Genomic DNA, 15,132 nt, shown 5'->3' with positions numbered 1-15,132 from the left:
CAATGTTATCATACGTACCAAAATGAATTTTAATGAATTGTTATGCACCGATTGTTTGCATATGAATATCTTCATTTACAAAGTTTAAATTGTTTAAATAATGAATATTCCAACTAAAAACGCTTTTATGCCACTATTTCCCTCAATAAACAGGTCCTCTAAAACTATCATATTAAATCTTAATCATTAGTAAAGCACATCTTCTCACTTATGTAAAAAGTGAAAAGATGTGCTTTTTCGATTAGCGATTCATTGCTCGGTACATCAATGCAACAAATTGTGCACGTGTCAGAGGATCATTCGGTTTAAAATAGCCATCATCCCCTAATGCAATTCCTTCTTGTTGTAAGGTCGCTATATAGTTGTAACTCCAATGTGTCGGTGGCACATCTTTAAAATGGCTTATACCATTGGGTGTTAGCTGTAACGCTTCTACAAGCACTTTAGCCATTTGTGCACGTGTCAGAAAGGCATCTGGATGAAATTCTCCATTTGAACCATCGACAATCCCTGCCTGATACAATTTCGTAATAGCTTCATAATATGGATGACTCGGCAAAACATCCTTAAATGATACCGTCTCACGTATTGCTTCTAGCTCAAAAGCACGCGCAAACATAATGGCAATATGCTGACGTTTAATATAATCATTCGGACGAAATGTTTTATCTGGATAGCCAGTAATAATTCCTTTTCTCGTCATATCCTGAATCATCTCCCAAGCCCAATGCGTTTTCGGAACATCAGAGAAAATAATGTCTTGCGCCTCCGTCTCTGGTTTTGATGGCTCAGTATGTGGCGTTTCCACAGGATTACTTGGTTCATTTGATGGCGTTTTTGGATTCTCTGGAACGGACGGCGTTGTTGGTGTCGAAGATTGACCATCACTACCAGATGAACTATTTACAAACCATTTTGCATAGAGCGCTGTATCTTTTGTCACCACATCTATTAGGAAATCCCATTGTGTTGTCAAAGTATCGCTCTTATACCAGCCCGCAAACGTATGACCTACCTTTGTTGGTGCTGCCGGTTTCATTATTTTTTTATCATATGTTATAGTGACAGGCGCTACGGTAGTTCCACCATTTGTGTTAAAGGTCACCGTATAACTATTGATTGCCCACTTACCATACAAGGTTGTATCCTCTGCCACTGATTCGGCCGCAAAATCCCACTTGTTAGTTAACGTCGCATCTTTGTACCAACCGGCAAATGTATAACCTGTTTTTGTTGGCGCTGTTGGCGCTGTTGCTTTTTCGCCATATGTTGCTGAGGTTGGGGCTACCGCTGTACCCCCATTTGTATGAAACGTCATCGTATAGCTATTTGCGTCCCATTTCCCATACAGGGTTGTATCCTCTGTCACTGTTTTACCGCAAAATCCCACTTGTTAGTTAACGTCGCATCTTTGTACCAACCGGCAAATGTATAACCTGTTTTTGTTGGCGCTATTGGCGCTGTTGCTTTTTCGCTATATGTTGCTAAGATTGGGGCTACCGCTGTACCCCCATTTGTATGAAACGTCATCGTATAGCTATTTGCGTCCCATTTCCCATACAGGGTTGTATCCTCTGTCACTGTTTCGGCCGCAAAATCCCACTTGTTAGTTAACGTCGCATCTTTGTACCAACCAGCAAATGTATAACCTGTTTTTGTTGGCGCTATTGGCGCTGTTGCTTTTTCGCCATATGTTGCTAAGATTGGGGCTACCGCTGTACCCCCATTTGTATGAAACGTCATCGTATAGCTATTTGCGTCCCATTTCCCATACAGGGTTGTATCCTCTGTCACTGATTCGGCCGCAAAATCCCACTCAGAAGTCAACGTTGCATCCTTGTACCAACCGGCAAATGTATAACCTGTTTTCGTTGGCGTTGTTGGTGCATTAATTTTCTCGTCATAAGAGATTGTTAAGTCTCCTACTGGACTACCACCGGTTGCATCAAAGCTGACCGTTAATTGTTTTGGCAAAAGTGTAACACCTGAGCTTGTTATCTGACCGAGTCCTGTTGCGTCGAATGACAACTGTGCGCCAGAAACATTCGCTGAATTCACTGATCCTAAATCAGAAAAGCTGACGATTCCAGCATTTGCTTTCGCTGTTAACGTCCCTGTTAATGTCCATGCGCCTGCGTCTTTTTTCGCCACAGTAATAATTTTAGTATAATCATTGACACTGACATTTTCATAAGCATCATAAAGTGTCACTACAGGTTGTTGACTAAATAATCCTCCATTCATTGTGGGGGCTTTAAGTGCTGTCGTCACCTTCATGCTAGCCGCACTTCCCGCAACTGGTGTAATCGTTACCGAATTGCTACTAGCTGTGTTTACACCTAACACGCTAAACTCAATTGACTGTGTCGTTGCTGCATTCAATTTCAAATTCGCTGTAGCTATTCCGTTCGTGAAGCCTATAGCGACTACTTGACTTGATGAAGTCAATGGCTCTCCATTTACATTCCCAAACGACCCATTGGGTGCTTGGTTGTAGCCCAAAATCGTAACGTTTTTAATGCCATTAAAGGTTGTATCTATATCTCCCAGTGCATTTTTTACAGATAACGTAATCATATTATTGGAACCTACTGTTGGCGTATTCGATGCCACCGAAGCGACCACCGTTTGCGCAGGTTTTGGAATGAATTGCACACTGGTCGTGGCGGCAATGGCATTGCCATTAACAGTTGCACTGAGTATACTCGTACCAACAGTGCTAGGAGCGGTTAGAGTCGCTGTATAGGTACCATTGTTATGAGTTGTGACGGTACCAATTATCCCTAGAGTTGACAATATACTTACTGTCGCTCCACCAGTTGTAACATCATTTCCTTGCGCATCTTTCAACTTCACGGTTACAGTCGTCTGGCTTGTTCCGTCCGCGAGCAGCGAACTATCGTTAACAGTAACGGTGCTCTTTGCTAATGATGGTGGACCAGAGACAAATTGCACGCTAGCCGTTGTTGGTATCGTTCTTCCACCGACACTTGCATTGATGCTACCAGTACCAATTGTCGTCGGGGCAGTTAGAGTAGCCGTATAGTTACCATTGTTATGATCCGTCACAGCACTAACCGTTCCTACTGATGACGCAATCGTTACCGTCTCCCCACCAGTAGTAATGTTATTTCCTTGTGCATCTTTTAACTGGATGGTCACAGTCGTCTGGCTTGTCCCATCCGCTACAAGGCTAGTATTATTGATTGTCACTTGACTCTCTGCTGGGGATAGTGCGTAATCAGGAATCATATACGTTTTGAAAGCGAAATCTCTTCCATTTGCTGGGGAGTACCCTCTTAAATACGTATCATAGGTACTTAAAAACCACCCAAAGCCAGCACTGCCACCGTTTTCAGTAGAAACAACCATTCGATACATCGTTTCCCTCGTCAAATACGGTAGTATGCTTGAAAAATCAACCGATGTCCAACCCGAGCCGAATGATGCTAATTGTACAGAGCCAAGGGGTGTCGATAAATCTCCTTCATTATAAATACTTACGTTCAGTGCGCCAGGCGAAACATAACTGTCAAATATGCCAATGTCAATCTTGCTAAGTTGCCCTGAATAAGAAGGCGTAAATGTTTGATAGCGTGGATAATCAGAATTAACCCAAACATTACCAGAATAACTCGTCTGCTCTTGATCCAAAACATCAGAAGTAGCGGCTTTAGCACTTCCCCCAAAAGATAGAACTATACTTATTGTAACTACTAGAAGTAATACAACCGATAGCTGAAATTGCTTTTGATTGTTCATCCGTGTCCCCCACTCTTTAACCTAAAATTACCAGTTAAATATTTATCTTTTTTCTACTTTTTTAATAATACTGATTTATGGCCTAATAGAAAATATTTTTTTCAGATTCACACTTATTTTTTTGATTTTTTTTATAATTGTTAAAATTGTAAAACTACACAATAAATCATTCTACCTTCGGGCAATCAACATGAGGTATTCATCCTATGAGAAAAAAGAATATGGTAAGAATAGAATAGAAAGCGTCCATTCGAAGTAGTCTAACTTATTTAAACAAACACCTCAGTTGATATGCGTCTTTTCTAACACACAAAAGGACTTCAAACAACATTGGTCTGAAGTCCTTATATTTGAAAAAAGATTGTTCGATATAATATATTTGTGTATTCAAGCTCCCTATTGGCGCTACTTTGACAAATTTGTATGAACAGTCAAACAATGTACGATTAAGCCCATTAGGAAGTAACAGACCATGTTGATAAGGAACTGCAGAATGCGAAGAAAGGGATGGAGCCAGTCATAACCATCATTCAAACCCCTCAACCACTACTTTTCCAATGGTTTTTCCATTTTCAAGAATTGCGTGTGCTTTTCTCAAATTTTCCGCATTAATTGGATAGAGAATTTCAGATATTGTGGTTTTTAAAATATGACTATCAATTAAAATAGCTATTCTATTTAAAAGTTTATGTTGGTTTATCATATCTTCAGTTTGATACATCGACCGAGTAAACATGAGCTCCCAAACAAACGTTACACTTTTATTTTTTAATAAAGTTAAATTAAGTGGTTCATCCGTTTCCACAATAGAACAAATCGTTCCTTGTGGAGCTATGACCTCAGCCATATTAGTCCAATAATTATTTGTGGAATTTAAACACAGAATATAGTCAACCGCTTCAATATTAAGTAAATTTAACTGTGAAACAAAGTCCTCATAGTGATTTATCGTATAGTCTACACCTAATGCTGTTGCCCAATTTTGTGACTCTTGTCTCGAAGCTGTACCTATAACAGTTAATCCAGCCCATTTAGCCAGTTGGATTGCAATAGAGCCCACTCCCCCAGCCGCACCAATAATTAAAATGGTTTTATTTTTATTATCCTTTGAAAAACTACTAATTTTCATTCTATCGAATAATGCCTCATATGCTGTAATTGAAGTCAATGGTAATGCGGCAGCTTCTGCAAAATTTAATGTCTTTGGCATATGACCTACAATTCTCTCATCAACAAGATGAAACTCACTATTACAACCTGGACGTGTTATATCTCCCGCATAATATACCTTATCGCCGGATTTAAACAGTGTGCATAATGGCCCTACTTCTTCGACAATCCCAGCCACATCCCATCCTAAAATTTTTGGCATGTCTTCAAACTTGTCTTTCGGAGATCTCACTTTATAATCGACGGGATTCACTGAAACCGCCTTTACTCGAATTAATAAATCTCTGCCTTTCGCACTTGGCTTTTCTATTTGTAAATCTAATAAACTCTCTGGATGATCAATAGGTAAGTATTGTTGTAAACCTACAGCTTTCATTTTTTTCATAAAGAAAATTACTCCTTTATCACTTATTTTTAATCATTTCCCTTACGTCTGTTATAATAAGCTAAATGATTATTATTATGTAAGTACGCACATTTTTGTTTGATAGTATCAATTTTTATACTAATTACTTAGGAGATATTCAAATGTCAGACAGTAAATTAAATCTTTATACAGCTTGTCCAGATGCCTATGGATGTCCCGTTGAAGCAACACTTGGCGTAATCGGCGGAAAGTGGAAAGGTGTTATTTTATATCATCTTATGTCAGGAACGAAGCGTTTCAATGAATTTAGACGCTTAATGCCCGATATTACCCAAAGAATGTTAACGTTACAACTTCGTGAATTAGAGAAGGATGGAATAATTCATAGAGAAATCTTTAAAGAAGTACCGCCTAAAGTAGAATATTCACTAACTGAGTTCGGGCGAACACTTGAACCTATAATTAAACTAATGAGAGATTGGGGAGAGCAGTACAATTTAAAAAATAATAGTATCTTAAAGTAAAAGCGTATAAATAAAAATAACCAAGTCTACGACATATGACTTGGTTATTTTTATTCAACTACATTCGCAATAACTTTTTAATACCCCCGTTACGTTAGTGATAACCTCCCCCAGTTGCATTTTTGAGCTACACGGTGCACCTTGTTATATAATCCACAAATTTCTACCTTCTCTTACACATAAAAGAAAAAACAATTTTTTTATCCCTCACCTCTTTTACCCAACTTTTTTTCTTGCAAGTATTGAAATTAAAGTGATGTTTTATCGTTCATTCAATAAAATTTATTATTCACTATATATTTAATTTTTAAAATTATTAGAATATAAAAATGCCATTTCATTATTCCTTGTCTATTTTTTAACAAAAAAAATAACATTTTATAACTTTATTTCTAAAATTAAAATGATAGGATTATAACATTATTAGGAATTGGAGAGAACAACTTATGTCGATACGGAACAAACTTTACGCAGGATTTGGAACTATCATTTTATTTTTACTCATTAGCTCATCATTAGCCTATTACCAAATGAACAAATTGAATAACCAGTATACATTCTTACTGGAAGATAGAGTATACAAAACTATACTAGTGAATAAGATTTTGAATGCATCCTCATCTCAAGGAAACTACATTCGATCGTATATACTAGAGCCGGATAATCCAACAACACTAGAGAAATTAGAATCTCACAAAGAATTAATAAATGATGAAATTACAGAACTAGAGAGCACTTTTAATGAACAACAATTACAAAAAGAAATACAAACGCTAAAGGAGAATCAAGCAAAATTTAACGCAGCTTCACAAGAAATTTTAAACATTTATAACGGTGAAAATTTACAGGAAGTTATACATATTCTAAGTAATAATGCAGGCTCAGCAAATTCAGCAATCCAATCCTCTATTAAAGAAATTGTCGATTTTCAAACTAAAAAAATGATAGAAGTACAGGCGAATTCCACTAAATCTGCAAAAGTTGCTTCCATTTTAATTATTGTTATTTCTGCGATTTCAATTATTTCAGCTATTTTTATTGCTTTAGTGTTAACTCGTGCAATTACGATCCCAGTTAACAAATTAGCGGCTTCTGCCAAAACGATTGCTGAAGGTAATTTAAATCAAGAAGATGTAAACGTCAGTACTAAAGATGAAATTCGCAAATTAGCCGATTCATTTAATCTTATGAAACACAATTTACATAAACTAGTAAATAATGTGGCGACAAATGTGGAACTAACTACTTCTTCTGCTGAAGAACTAGCAGCTAGTATAGACGAAGTATCTCATTCTTCGAAAGATGTAGCTAAACGTGTAGAAAAAATGGCATTAAATGCAAGCCAAGCCTCATCTAATGCTCGTGAATGCTCTATAACTCTCGATGAAACTGCCAACGGTGTACAACGTATTGCAGAAGCCACGCAAATATTGAATACCAAAGCTTCAGACACTCAATTGATTGCAAATAATGGTGGCGAAATATTACAAGCAGTTGAAAGTCAAATGCTTGTTATTCAACAAACTTCCAATGATACCAATAATCGTATTAAACAACTAACCATCCAATCAGCGGAAATAGAAAATATTACAAAAGTTATAACAGACATCTCAGAACAAACAAATCTTCTTGCACTTAATGCTGCTATCGAAGCTGCTCGTGCTGGGGAACATGGAAAAGGGTTTGCTGTGGTGGCTGAAGAGGTTCGCAAACTAGCGGAAGAATCAAAAGAATCTGCTAACAAAATAGTGAACATAACATCTCTTATTCAGCAAGATACAAAAGAAGTGGATAAAGCTGTATCTGTATCTGTTCAAAAAGTTGATGAAGGCGTGTCATACATTGCGGATGCACAATCTGCATTTGGTGATATCCTAAATGCTATTGGAGAGATAAGTTCTCATATAGAAGAGGTATCTGCCTCTACACAACAAATTTCTGCTAGCACTGAAGAAGTAGCTGCATCGATCAATGAATTATCATCTATTGCTGAGCAGGTAACTGTACAGTCTGAAATGATATCCGCCGCAGTAGAAGAAGAAACGGCAACTATTCACGAAATTAATTCTGTGTCGAAATCAATGAGTGAAGGTGCTATGATGCTACAAGACGAAATCAATAAATTTCAAGTTTAAAATAGGTTAATTCATTTAAAACTCCAGAAGAAGTATTTGCTGGGGAACTGAATAAAGGAAAAAACGAAAGATTTGTTTGATTCTTATGCTACAAGGATTTTGTGTAGCATTCAAGAAGCTTAAACAACCGTTCATTGCAGTAAATGTGATAAGCTTCCCAAGTAGTATTTAAAGATAAAATCTATCTACTTGGGGAGCATTTTTTACATATTATTCTAATATATTGTGTGGAAGAATACGATAAAGGCAATTACTAGCATCCCACCGAAGAAAATAATTTGGTGGTATAACAATAATACACCCCATCCCCTCTTCTTTTGTGTACATTAATATAAAATTTGCAGTAACTCTTTAACTTTCCGTTTCATGTTTACTAAAGCATTTTGATACTCAATACAGGATGGGCAGCCCGATTCACAAGGGCAGTTTACGACATGATTCATGGTCTTGGTCAATAAGTCTTCCCATAAATCATACACTTTTTCACTTAAACCAATTCCGCCTGGATACTTGTCGTACACATAAAACGTTGGCAAATTATTATGTGTAGCCTTTACCTGTGGAACTACTGCTACATCACTGGCGTCACATTGGATGAATAGCGGGATAAAGGCATTCATTGCATAGGCTGCACCTGTCATCGCCTCTGTTAATTCTGCCTCAGACCATTGTAGTGTATTGCTAAAGGACAACCATGACGAGCTTGTATGCATTTCATCTGGTGGTAGATGGATTGGACCCGAGCCAATATTATCTTGTTTATCATTCAAGCTTATTTTTTTAAAGATGGTAGCCTGTGCGACTAATCCTACATCACCAAAGCTAATAGTCCCACCTTGGTAGATGCGACTTCGATCTTCTTCAAGCACTTTCATCTCTACTGCTAAATTCGCGTCTGTATAATAATCAACATCTACTTCTCGCACAAAAGCTTTTTTTTCTTCCCAATCAAGTTTTTCTACTTGATATTGAATGCCCTGATGCAAATAGATTGCTTCTTCATGTAATAATGTCATAGCACTATGGCGATCCATTTCCCCAATGACTTTTGTACGAGCAGGTACTGTCATATCAATAATTACAACATTTTCTTGAGATGCTGAACGGAGGCTTATATCATGTGCAGGAAAACGATCACTCATCCAATGCCATTTTTCACTCGTTTTAAAAACAACACCTTCTTCTGCTAAATAGTCGAGCAGTTCTTGTATGTCATATTCTCCGTACGTATCGCTTGTTGTGAACGGTAACTCAAACGCCGCACATTTAAGATGATCCATTAAAATCAACATATTTTCAGGATATATACGTGCCTCCTCGGGGTCGCTCCCTAGTAAAAATAGTGGATGATCTACCACATATTGGTCTAGTGCAGTAGACTGTGCAACATAAATAATAAGCGCCTCGTCTTGACGTCGACCAGCTCGGCTCGCTTGTTGCCATGCACTTGCGATATTTCCCGGGTAGCCTGTCATAATACATGCCTGTAATTGACCAATATCCACCCCTAGCTCCAGCGCATTCGTACTAACTACGGTTTGAATTGTACCATCACGAAGCCCACGTTCTATAACACGTCGCTCTGACGGTAAATAGCCTCCTCGATAGCCACGCACAGATTCATCTTGTAGCTTATTGCGCGTCAGTTCTTTCAAATAAGTAACAATCATTTCAACACGCACACGACTTTTAGCAAAAATAATCGTTTGAATGCCAGCTATATAAAGTCTTTTGGCAAGATCACTTACCTCTAAAACCGCACTACGCCGAACACCAAATGTTTTATGGATAATTGGTGGATTGTAAAAAAGGAATGTTTTTTTACCAACTGGAGCACCTGAATCAGCAATTAAAGTGTGGGTATCATTTGTTAAATTTTCAGCTAATTCTTTTGGGTTTTTTATCGTTGCTGACGTACAAATAAACACAGGTTTACTACCATAAAATTCACAGATACGTTTCAATCTGCGAATGACATGTGCCACATGTGAACCAAATACACCTTTATATGTATGTAATTCATCAATAACGATATACTTTAAATTTTCAAAGAGCGATACCCACTTCGTATGATGCGGTAGTATACCTGAATGCAGCATATCTGGATTGGTCATCACAATATGCCCTGCCTTCCGTACCTTTTGCCGAATACCAGGAGCCGTATCACCGTCATACGTATAACTTAAAATGTCCTCTCCACTCTGTTCAATCAGGTCATTTAAATCATTTTTTTGATCCTGTGCTAACGCTTTCGTTGGAAATAGATAAATTGCCCGTGCATTGCGGTCTTCTAAAATTTTTTGTAATACAGGTAAATGATAGCAGTAAGATTTCCCTGATGCTGTCGGTGTTACGGCAGTAAAGGATTTGTGACTCGCCGCCAAATCAAACGCTTCCCGTTGATGTGTATACAATTGTGTAATTCCTCGTGCATGTAATGCTTTCACAAGCGCAGGGTGTAAATTTTCTGGGAAAGGCGCGTACTTCGCTTCGCGGCCTTCTAAAGTGTGCCAATGAATAATTCGCTCTTTTAATTCGTCATCATAGCGCCATTCATTTAACAATGCATTAATTGTCCGTTTTTTCGATAACATGATGTTGCGCCTCCTTCACTAAGCGATAAAAATTATTTAACGTATAGGAAGTAGAATGCGTTGCATCTAAAAAGCGTTTTTTACTTGTTTCTTTATAAAAAGATTGCACAACAAATTGCTCCATCGATTCAGCCGCTGAAGCAATTTGTCCTATATGCATATATTTCGGTCTGTTTTTTTGAATCCAAGCAGTCGCCTCTTGCTGCCACTCTTTCAGCAGTTGATGAATGACATCCGCATGCGGCTTGACTTCTGCAAAAAAATCTGGCGTCCGATCCTCCTCGCGCATTTGCCAAAAGCGTGCAACACATTTTTCACATTCATCTATTAATATGGAAGTTTGCTGTATTAATAACAATTTCGCACCTCATCTCTTTCATTGTACCTTTAGCTAATGATTGTGTGATGATCGTTCACAACCAATAATACACTGTGTCAAATGTTGAAAAAACATAAGTTCAGGTTCATATGCCTTCCTCTTCTCTTTACGACATACTACTGCAAACTATCTGAAAGTATCTCTTCGTCATTCTTAACACGCGCTAAAAGCATTAAACGATTGCATCTAATGAATCATTTTTATAGGTATGAGGTTAGTGTACCAAAGTCTATCATTTTTCACTACTAATAGGCGAACAAGCATTCTTTACTTGCCAGTTCTTTTCTGCTAAGCTTACTTTCTGGCTAACAGATTTGAGCTGCATAAAAAATTGCAGGCTATGTGCATTATTTTCTAATGACACCCTCGTGATAAGTAATTGATTGACCAGATCCAACTGCGCAACTAATTGTCCTAATTTGTTCAATACAACGCCTCCTTTTATCTTTACTTATGTATTCCTCGCATGTATAAAATAACCTTCATGCGTGACAAAAAAAGCGTAAGTTAGCTGAAAGAAGAAGTATTTCGATAAATTTTTAATAAATACTACCTAGGAGCAGCATTCGTAAATAGGCTGATAAAAGACTCTATCTCTACGAATCTAGCAATAAATGAAAGTATTAATAGGACAATTTCTATGACGAATGCAGTTGTTTCCTTGGCGAATTTTCTACTTTAAACAGCGAATCATGCTACGAATTAGCAATTGTCATCTAACTTTAGAGCAATGTGCTGACTGTGGTGAAGTTCTACAAAAATCATGGTAAACTATTGTGTATAATAGCAGTATTATAGAGGGTGAGCTAAGTGACAATTCGTTATCCAAATGGGAAAATCTATACCCCTGCACAAGCTATTCAAAAAGCAGAAAAAAAGGGGAAAAAGAAGGATTTCTCCTATAGTAATCGAGGGAAGACGCTTGAGGATGAAATTAATGAAGCAAACGACTATTATTTAGAAAGGCGACTTGCTATTATTCATAAGAAACCTGTTCCCGTACAAATCGTCAAAGTAGAGTATCCATCACGAAGTGCTGCCGTTATTCGTGAAGCTTATTTCCGAACGCCCTCTACAACTGACTACAATGGTGTTTGGAATGGGCACTATATTGATTTTGATGCAAAGGAGACCGCCTCGAAGACGAGCTTTCCACTAAAAAATATACACACACATCAAATGAAACATATGCAGCAAGTGAAGGAACAAAATGGTGTGGCATTTATTATCGTTCGTTTTTCAGCTTTTGAGCGTTATTTTTTAGTGCCATACGAAGTTTTACAAAGGGCCTGGCATGCAATGAACAATGGTGAACGTAAATCGATTCCCTTTTCAACCATTGAAAAGGAAGCTTATGAAATTCCTACAAGCTATTATCCACGTATCGATTATTTACCTGTTCTCCAGCAGTTTATTGAAGCAACAAGTCATGGCTCTGAAAGTGAGGAGATAAAAAAATGAGTGAACGTCGTCAAACACGCGGAGAGCATCAAAAAGCTCTCGCTCAAAAAAATAAAAAGAAAGCGCCGAAAGCAGCGAAATCTTCGACTAAAGTTTGGTTGAAGCGTATTGTTCTAACAATACTTATTATAGGGATTGTTGGTTTAGTCGGCGGGGCAGGTGTATTTGCCTATTATGCAAGTACAGCTCCTGAACTGGATGAAGATTTATTGAAGGACCCCGTTTCCTCTGAATTTTATGATAAAAACGGTGAAATTTTCGCCACAATCGGTGCAGAAAATCGAAAATACGTAAAATACGAAGACATTCCTGAAGATATGATTAACGCCATTCTCGCAACAGAAGACGTTCGCTTTTTTAAACATCATGGTATGGACTTTTATCGTCTTGGTGGTGCAATACTTGCCAACTTCCGTGATGGTTTTGGGTCACAAGGGGCTTCAACATTAACACAGCAAGTTGTCAAAAATTCATTTTTACAAAATGAGAAAAAATTAAAACGTAAAGCACAAGAGGCATGGCTTGCTTTCCAACTTGAACGCAAATATTCAAAAGAAGAAATATTTGAAATGTACTTCAATAAAATGTTGATGTCTGGCCGTATTTATGGCTTTGGGACAGCAGCTCAATATTTCTATGGTAAAGAGTTAAAAGATTTATCATTGGATGAAGAAGCGCTACTAGCTGGCTTAGTTCAACGTCCAAACGCATACAATCCATTAAAAAATCCAGAGCTGGCAGAGAAACGCCGAAATACAGTTTTGGGCTTAATGTACCAGCATGGAAAAATTACAAAAGCTGAAATGGAAGAAGCGAAAAAAGTTGATGTGCAAGCAGGTCTTTCAGACGACGCTACACGCCAATCATTTGCTGGTTCTAAATACGATGCCTTCCTAGATATCGTCATTAATGAGCTAGAGAAAAATGGCGATGGTTCTGCTATGGCTGAAGGTATTAAAGTTTACACAACACTTGATCCAAATGCACAGCAAATTGTAGAAAACATCATGAATGACGATAGCAATTTCCCAACAGAGAAAATTGAATCAGGCGTTGCTGTTGTTGATACAAAAACTGGTCAAATTCAAGCAGTCGGCGGTGGGCGAAATTACGGCAACCGTACATTTAACTATGCGGATGACTTAAAGGTTAACCACCCAGGGTCAACAATGAAGCCATTACTCGATTATGGTCCAGCAATTGAATATTTAAAATGGTCAACAGGTAAAACACTTGTCGATGATCCAATGAAATATACAGGTACAAATCAAACGATTACAAACTGGGATGGGAAATATTTAGGTGCTATGACAGCACGTAAAGCATTATATGCTTCTCGCAATGTGCCAGCTGTTAAAACGTTTAAAGAAGTTGGCGCTGACAAAGCGAAAGAATTTATCGGTCGCTTAGGAATTAAAGCAGAAAATGCTTACGAGGCAGATGCAATTGGTGGTGGTGACATTACAATGTCCCCTATTCAAATGGCAGCATCTTATGCAGCATTTGGGAATAACGGTGTATATACTGATGCTTATGCCATTACGAAAATTGTTTATCGCGATGGTAAATCAACGAAAGACTATACACCAAAATCTACGGTTGCCATGGAAGATTACACGGCTTATATGGTCACAGATATGTTACGTGATGTAGTCAGCAATAAACCAGATGCATCAGGTACAGCCGCAAATGTTTCAGGCTTAGATATTGCTGGTAAAACAGGTACAACCAACTATTCAAACGATGAGTTTAATAAATATAATTTACCAGATACAAGTGTGCCAGATTCATGGTTCGCTGGTTACACTACTAACTATTCAATCGCTATTTGGAGTGGATACGAAAAACGTTCAGATCCAATCACTACATGGGATGAACGCCGTTTACCACAACATCTATTTAAAAATATTATGAAAGACCTTTCTGCGAACATTGAAACTGCACGTTTCAAAAAGCCAAGCTCGGTTGTAGAAGCGACGATTGAAGTAGGCTCTAGCCCACTGAAACTAGCTAGTGATTACACTCCTAGTGAATTGCGCCAAACAGAACTATTTGTGCGTGGTACAGAACCTACAGAGGTTTCAAATGAGTATGAAGCACCTGAACTTTCTACACCTTACAATGTAAGTGCAAGTTTAGATTTAGCAGGTCAATCTATTAATATTGGCTGGGAACATGATGCCATTCTTGACCCAGAAACAGATGAACCAATGGCTACTACTTTTGAAGTATCTGCTACACGCGAAGGTGGCGAAACGGTAGTGCTTGGAACTACTGACAATAAAGGTTTAACTGTTAGCAACACATTAGAAGATGGGAATTACACGATTTCTGTCGTAGCGATTGTAGATGGTACACGCAGTGAACCAGGAACGACATCTTTCGAAATTTCGAGCATGCCTGATGAGGATTTAGGTACCGAAGATCCAGATAATCCGGATATAGAACAACCTACACCGCCTGATCAAGGCAATGGTGAGGACAATGGCAACAATAACGGCAATGGCAATAATGGCAATAATGGCAATAATGGCAATAACGGCAATAATGGTAATAACAACGGTGGTAATAACAGCAATAACGGTAACAATGGCAATAATGGCAATGGTACTGGCAACAATGGCAACGATGCTGGTAGCCAACCTCCTGTAACACCAACTGACCCCGTAGTGCCAAACCAAGAGAATGATAGTGAACAATAATTAATTTAAGATTTACTAAATACTAAAAAACAGGTGCA

General features: G+C 38.0%; 10 protein-coding genes. 4 read left to right on the top strand and 6 right to left on the bottom strand.

The window, feature by feature from the left end; genetic code table 11:
- Positions 1-241: 241 nt before the first annotated feature.
- From LO754_RS08035 to LO754_RS08025, 3 genes are all read right to left on the bottom strand, one after another.
- On the bottom strand, positions 242-1,369 hold the full coding sequence (locus LO754_RS08035; RefSeq protein ID WP_231785964.1) for an S-layer homology domain-containing protein: 1,128 nt from the start codon (positions 1,367-1,369) through the stop codon (positions 242-244).
- Complete coding sequence (locus tag LO754_RS08030; RefSeq protein WP_231785963.1) at positions 1,366-3,762, bottom strand: Ig-like domain-containing protein; 2,397 nt, start codon at positions 3,760-3,762, stop codon at positions 1,366-1,368. The genes LO754_RS08035 and LO754_RS08030 overlap by 4 nt, the downstream gene beginning before the upstream one ends.
- Before the next feature lie 526 nt (positions 3,763-4,288).
- Positions 4,289-5,308, bottom strand: a complete 1,020-nt coding sequence (locus tag LO754_RS08025) for a zinc-binding alcohol dehydrogenase family protein (protein WP_231786298.1) — start codon at positions 5,306-5,308, stop codon at positions 4,289-4,291.
- A 152-nt stretch (positions 5,309-5,460) separates the two neighbouring features.
- On the opposite strand from LO754_RS08025, the gene LO754_RS08020 reads away from it, so the two are divergent.
- Positions 5,461-5,823 (top strand): winged helix-turn-helix transcriptional regulator, encoded by a 363-nt coding sequence (locus LO754_RS08020; protein WP_025219156.1) that lies wholly within the window; start codon positions 5,461-5,463, stop codon positions 5,821-5,823.
- A 446-nt stretch (positions 5,824-6,269) separates the two neighbouring features.
- Positions 6,270-7,958 carry a methyl-accepting chemotaxis protein gene (locus LO754_RS08015; RefSeq protein ID WP_231785962.1) on the top strand — a complete coding sequence of 563 codons (1,689 nt, stop codon included), beginning with the start codon at positions 6,270-6,272 and terminating at the stop codon, positions 7,956-7,958.
- A 326-nt stretch (positions 7,959-8,284) separates the two neighbouring features.
- Here LO754_RS08015 and LO754_RS08010 read toward each other — a convergent pair whose 3' ends face one another.
- From LO754_RS08010 to LO754_RS08000, 3 genes are all read right to left on the bottom strand, one after another.
- Positions 8,285-10,552: a DEAD/DEAH box helicase gene (locus tag LO754_RS08010; protein WP_231785961.1), complete on the bottom strand. Its 2,268-nt coding sequence runs from the start codon at positions 10,550-10,552 to the stop codon at positions 8,285-8,287.
- A complete protein-coding gene (locus LO754_RS08005) occupies positions 10,527-10,910 on the bottom strand; it encodes a YppE family protein (protein ID WP_024363368.1) in 384 nt (127 codons plus the stop codon). Before LO754_RS08005 ends, LO754_RS08010 begins: the two co-directional genes overlap by 26 nt.
- Before the next feature lie 253 nt (positions 10,911-11,163).
- Positions 11,164-11,358: a hypothetical protein gene (locus LO754_RS08000; RefSeq protein WP_024363367.1), complete on the bottom strand. Its 195-nt coding sequence runs from the start codon at positions 11,356-11,358 to the stop codon at positions 11,164-11,166.
- A gap of 383 nt (positions 11,359-11,741) precedes the next feature.
- Between LO754_RS08000 and recU the strand changes: the two genes are divergently transcribed.
- Together recU and LO754_RS07990 are read left to right on the top strand one after the other, a co-directional pair.
- Positions 11,742-12,392: a Holliday junction resolvase RecU gene (recU, locus tag LO754_RS07995; protein WP_231785960.1), complete on the top strand. Its 651-nt coding sequence runs from the start codon at positions 11,742-11,744 to the stop codon at positions 12,390-12,392.
- The gene (locus tag LO754_RS07990) at positions 12,389-15,094 is read left to right on the top strand and encodes a penicillin-binding protein 1A (protein ID WP_231785959.1); all 2,706 of its coding nucleotides are present in this window, start codon (positions 12,389-12,391) and stop codon (positions 15,092-15,094) included. Before recU ends, LO754_RS07990 begins: the two co-directional genes overlap by 4 nt.
- Positions 15,095-15,132: the final 38 nt, after the last annotated feature.

The sequence above is a fragment of the Lysinibacillus sp. GJ-1 genome (assembly GCF_021166035.1).
Lineage (GTDB): Bacteria > Bacillota > Bacilli > Bacillales_A > Planococcaceae > Lysinibacillus > Lysinibacillus sphaericus.
This window is presented reverse-complemented; position numbering and strand designations above follow the sequence as displayed.

Coding starts and splice junctions, on each gene's coding strand:
- LO754_RS08030 (WP_231785963.1), bottom strand. CDS start 3,762: ATGAACAATCAAAAGCAATTTCAGCTATCGGTTGTATTACTTCTAGTA.
- LO754_RS08015 (WP_231785962.1), top strand. CDS start 6,270: ATGTCGATACGGAACAAACTTTACGCAGGATTTGGAACTATCATTTTA.
- LO754_RS08020 (WP_025219156.1), top strand. CDS start 5,461: ATGTCAGACAGTAAATTAAATCTTTATACAGCTTGTCCAGATGCCTAT.
- LO754_RS08010 (WP_231785961.1), bottom strand. CDS start 10,552: ATGTTATCGAAAAAACGGACAATTAATGCATTGTTAAATGAATGGCGC.
- LO754_RS08025 (WP_231786298.1), bottom strand. CDS start 5,308: ATGAAAGCTGTAGGTTTACAACAATACTTACCTATTGATCATCCAGAG.
- LO754_RS07990 (WP_231785959.1), top strand. CDS start 12,389: ATGAGTGAACGTCGTCAAACACGCGGAGAGCATCAAAAAGCTCTCGCT.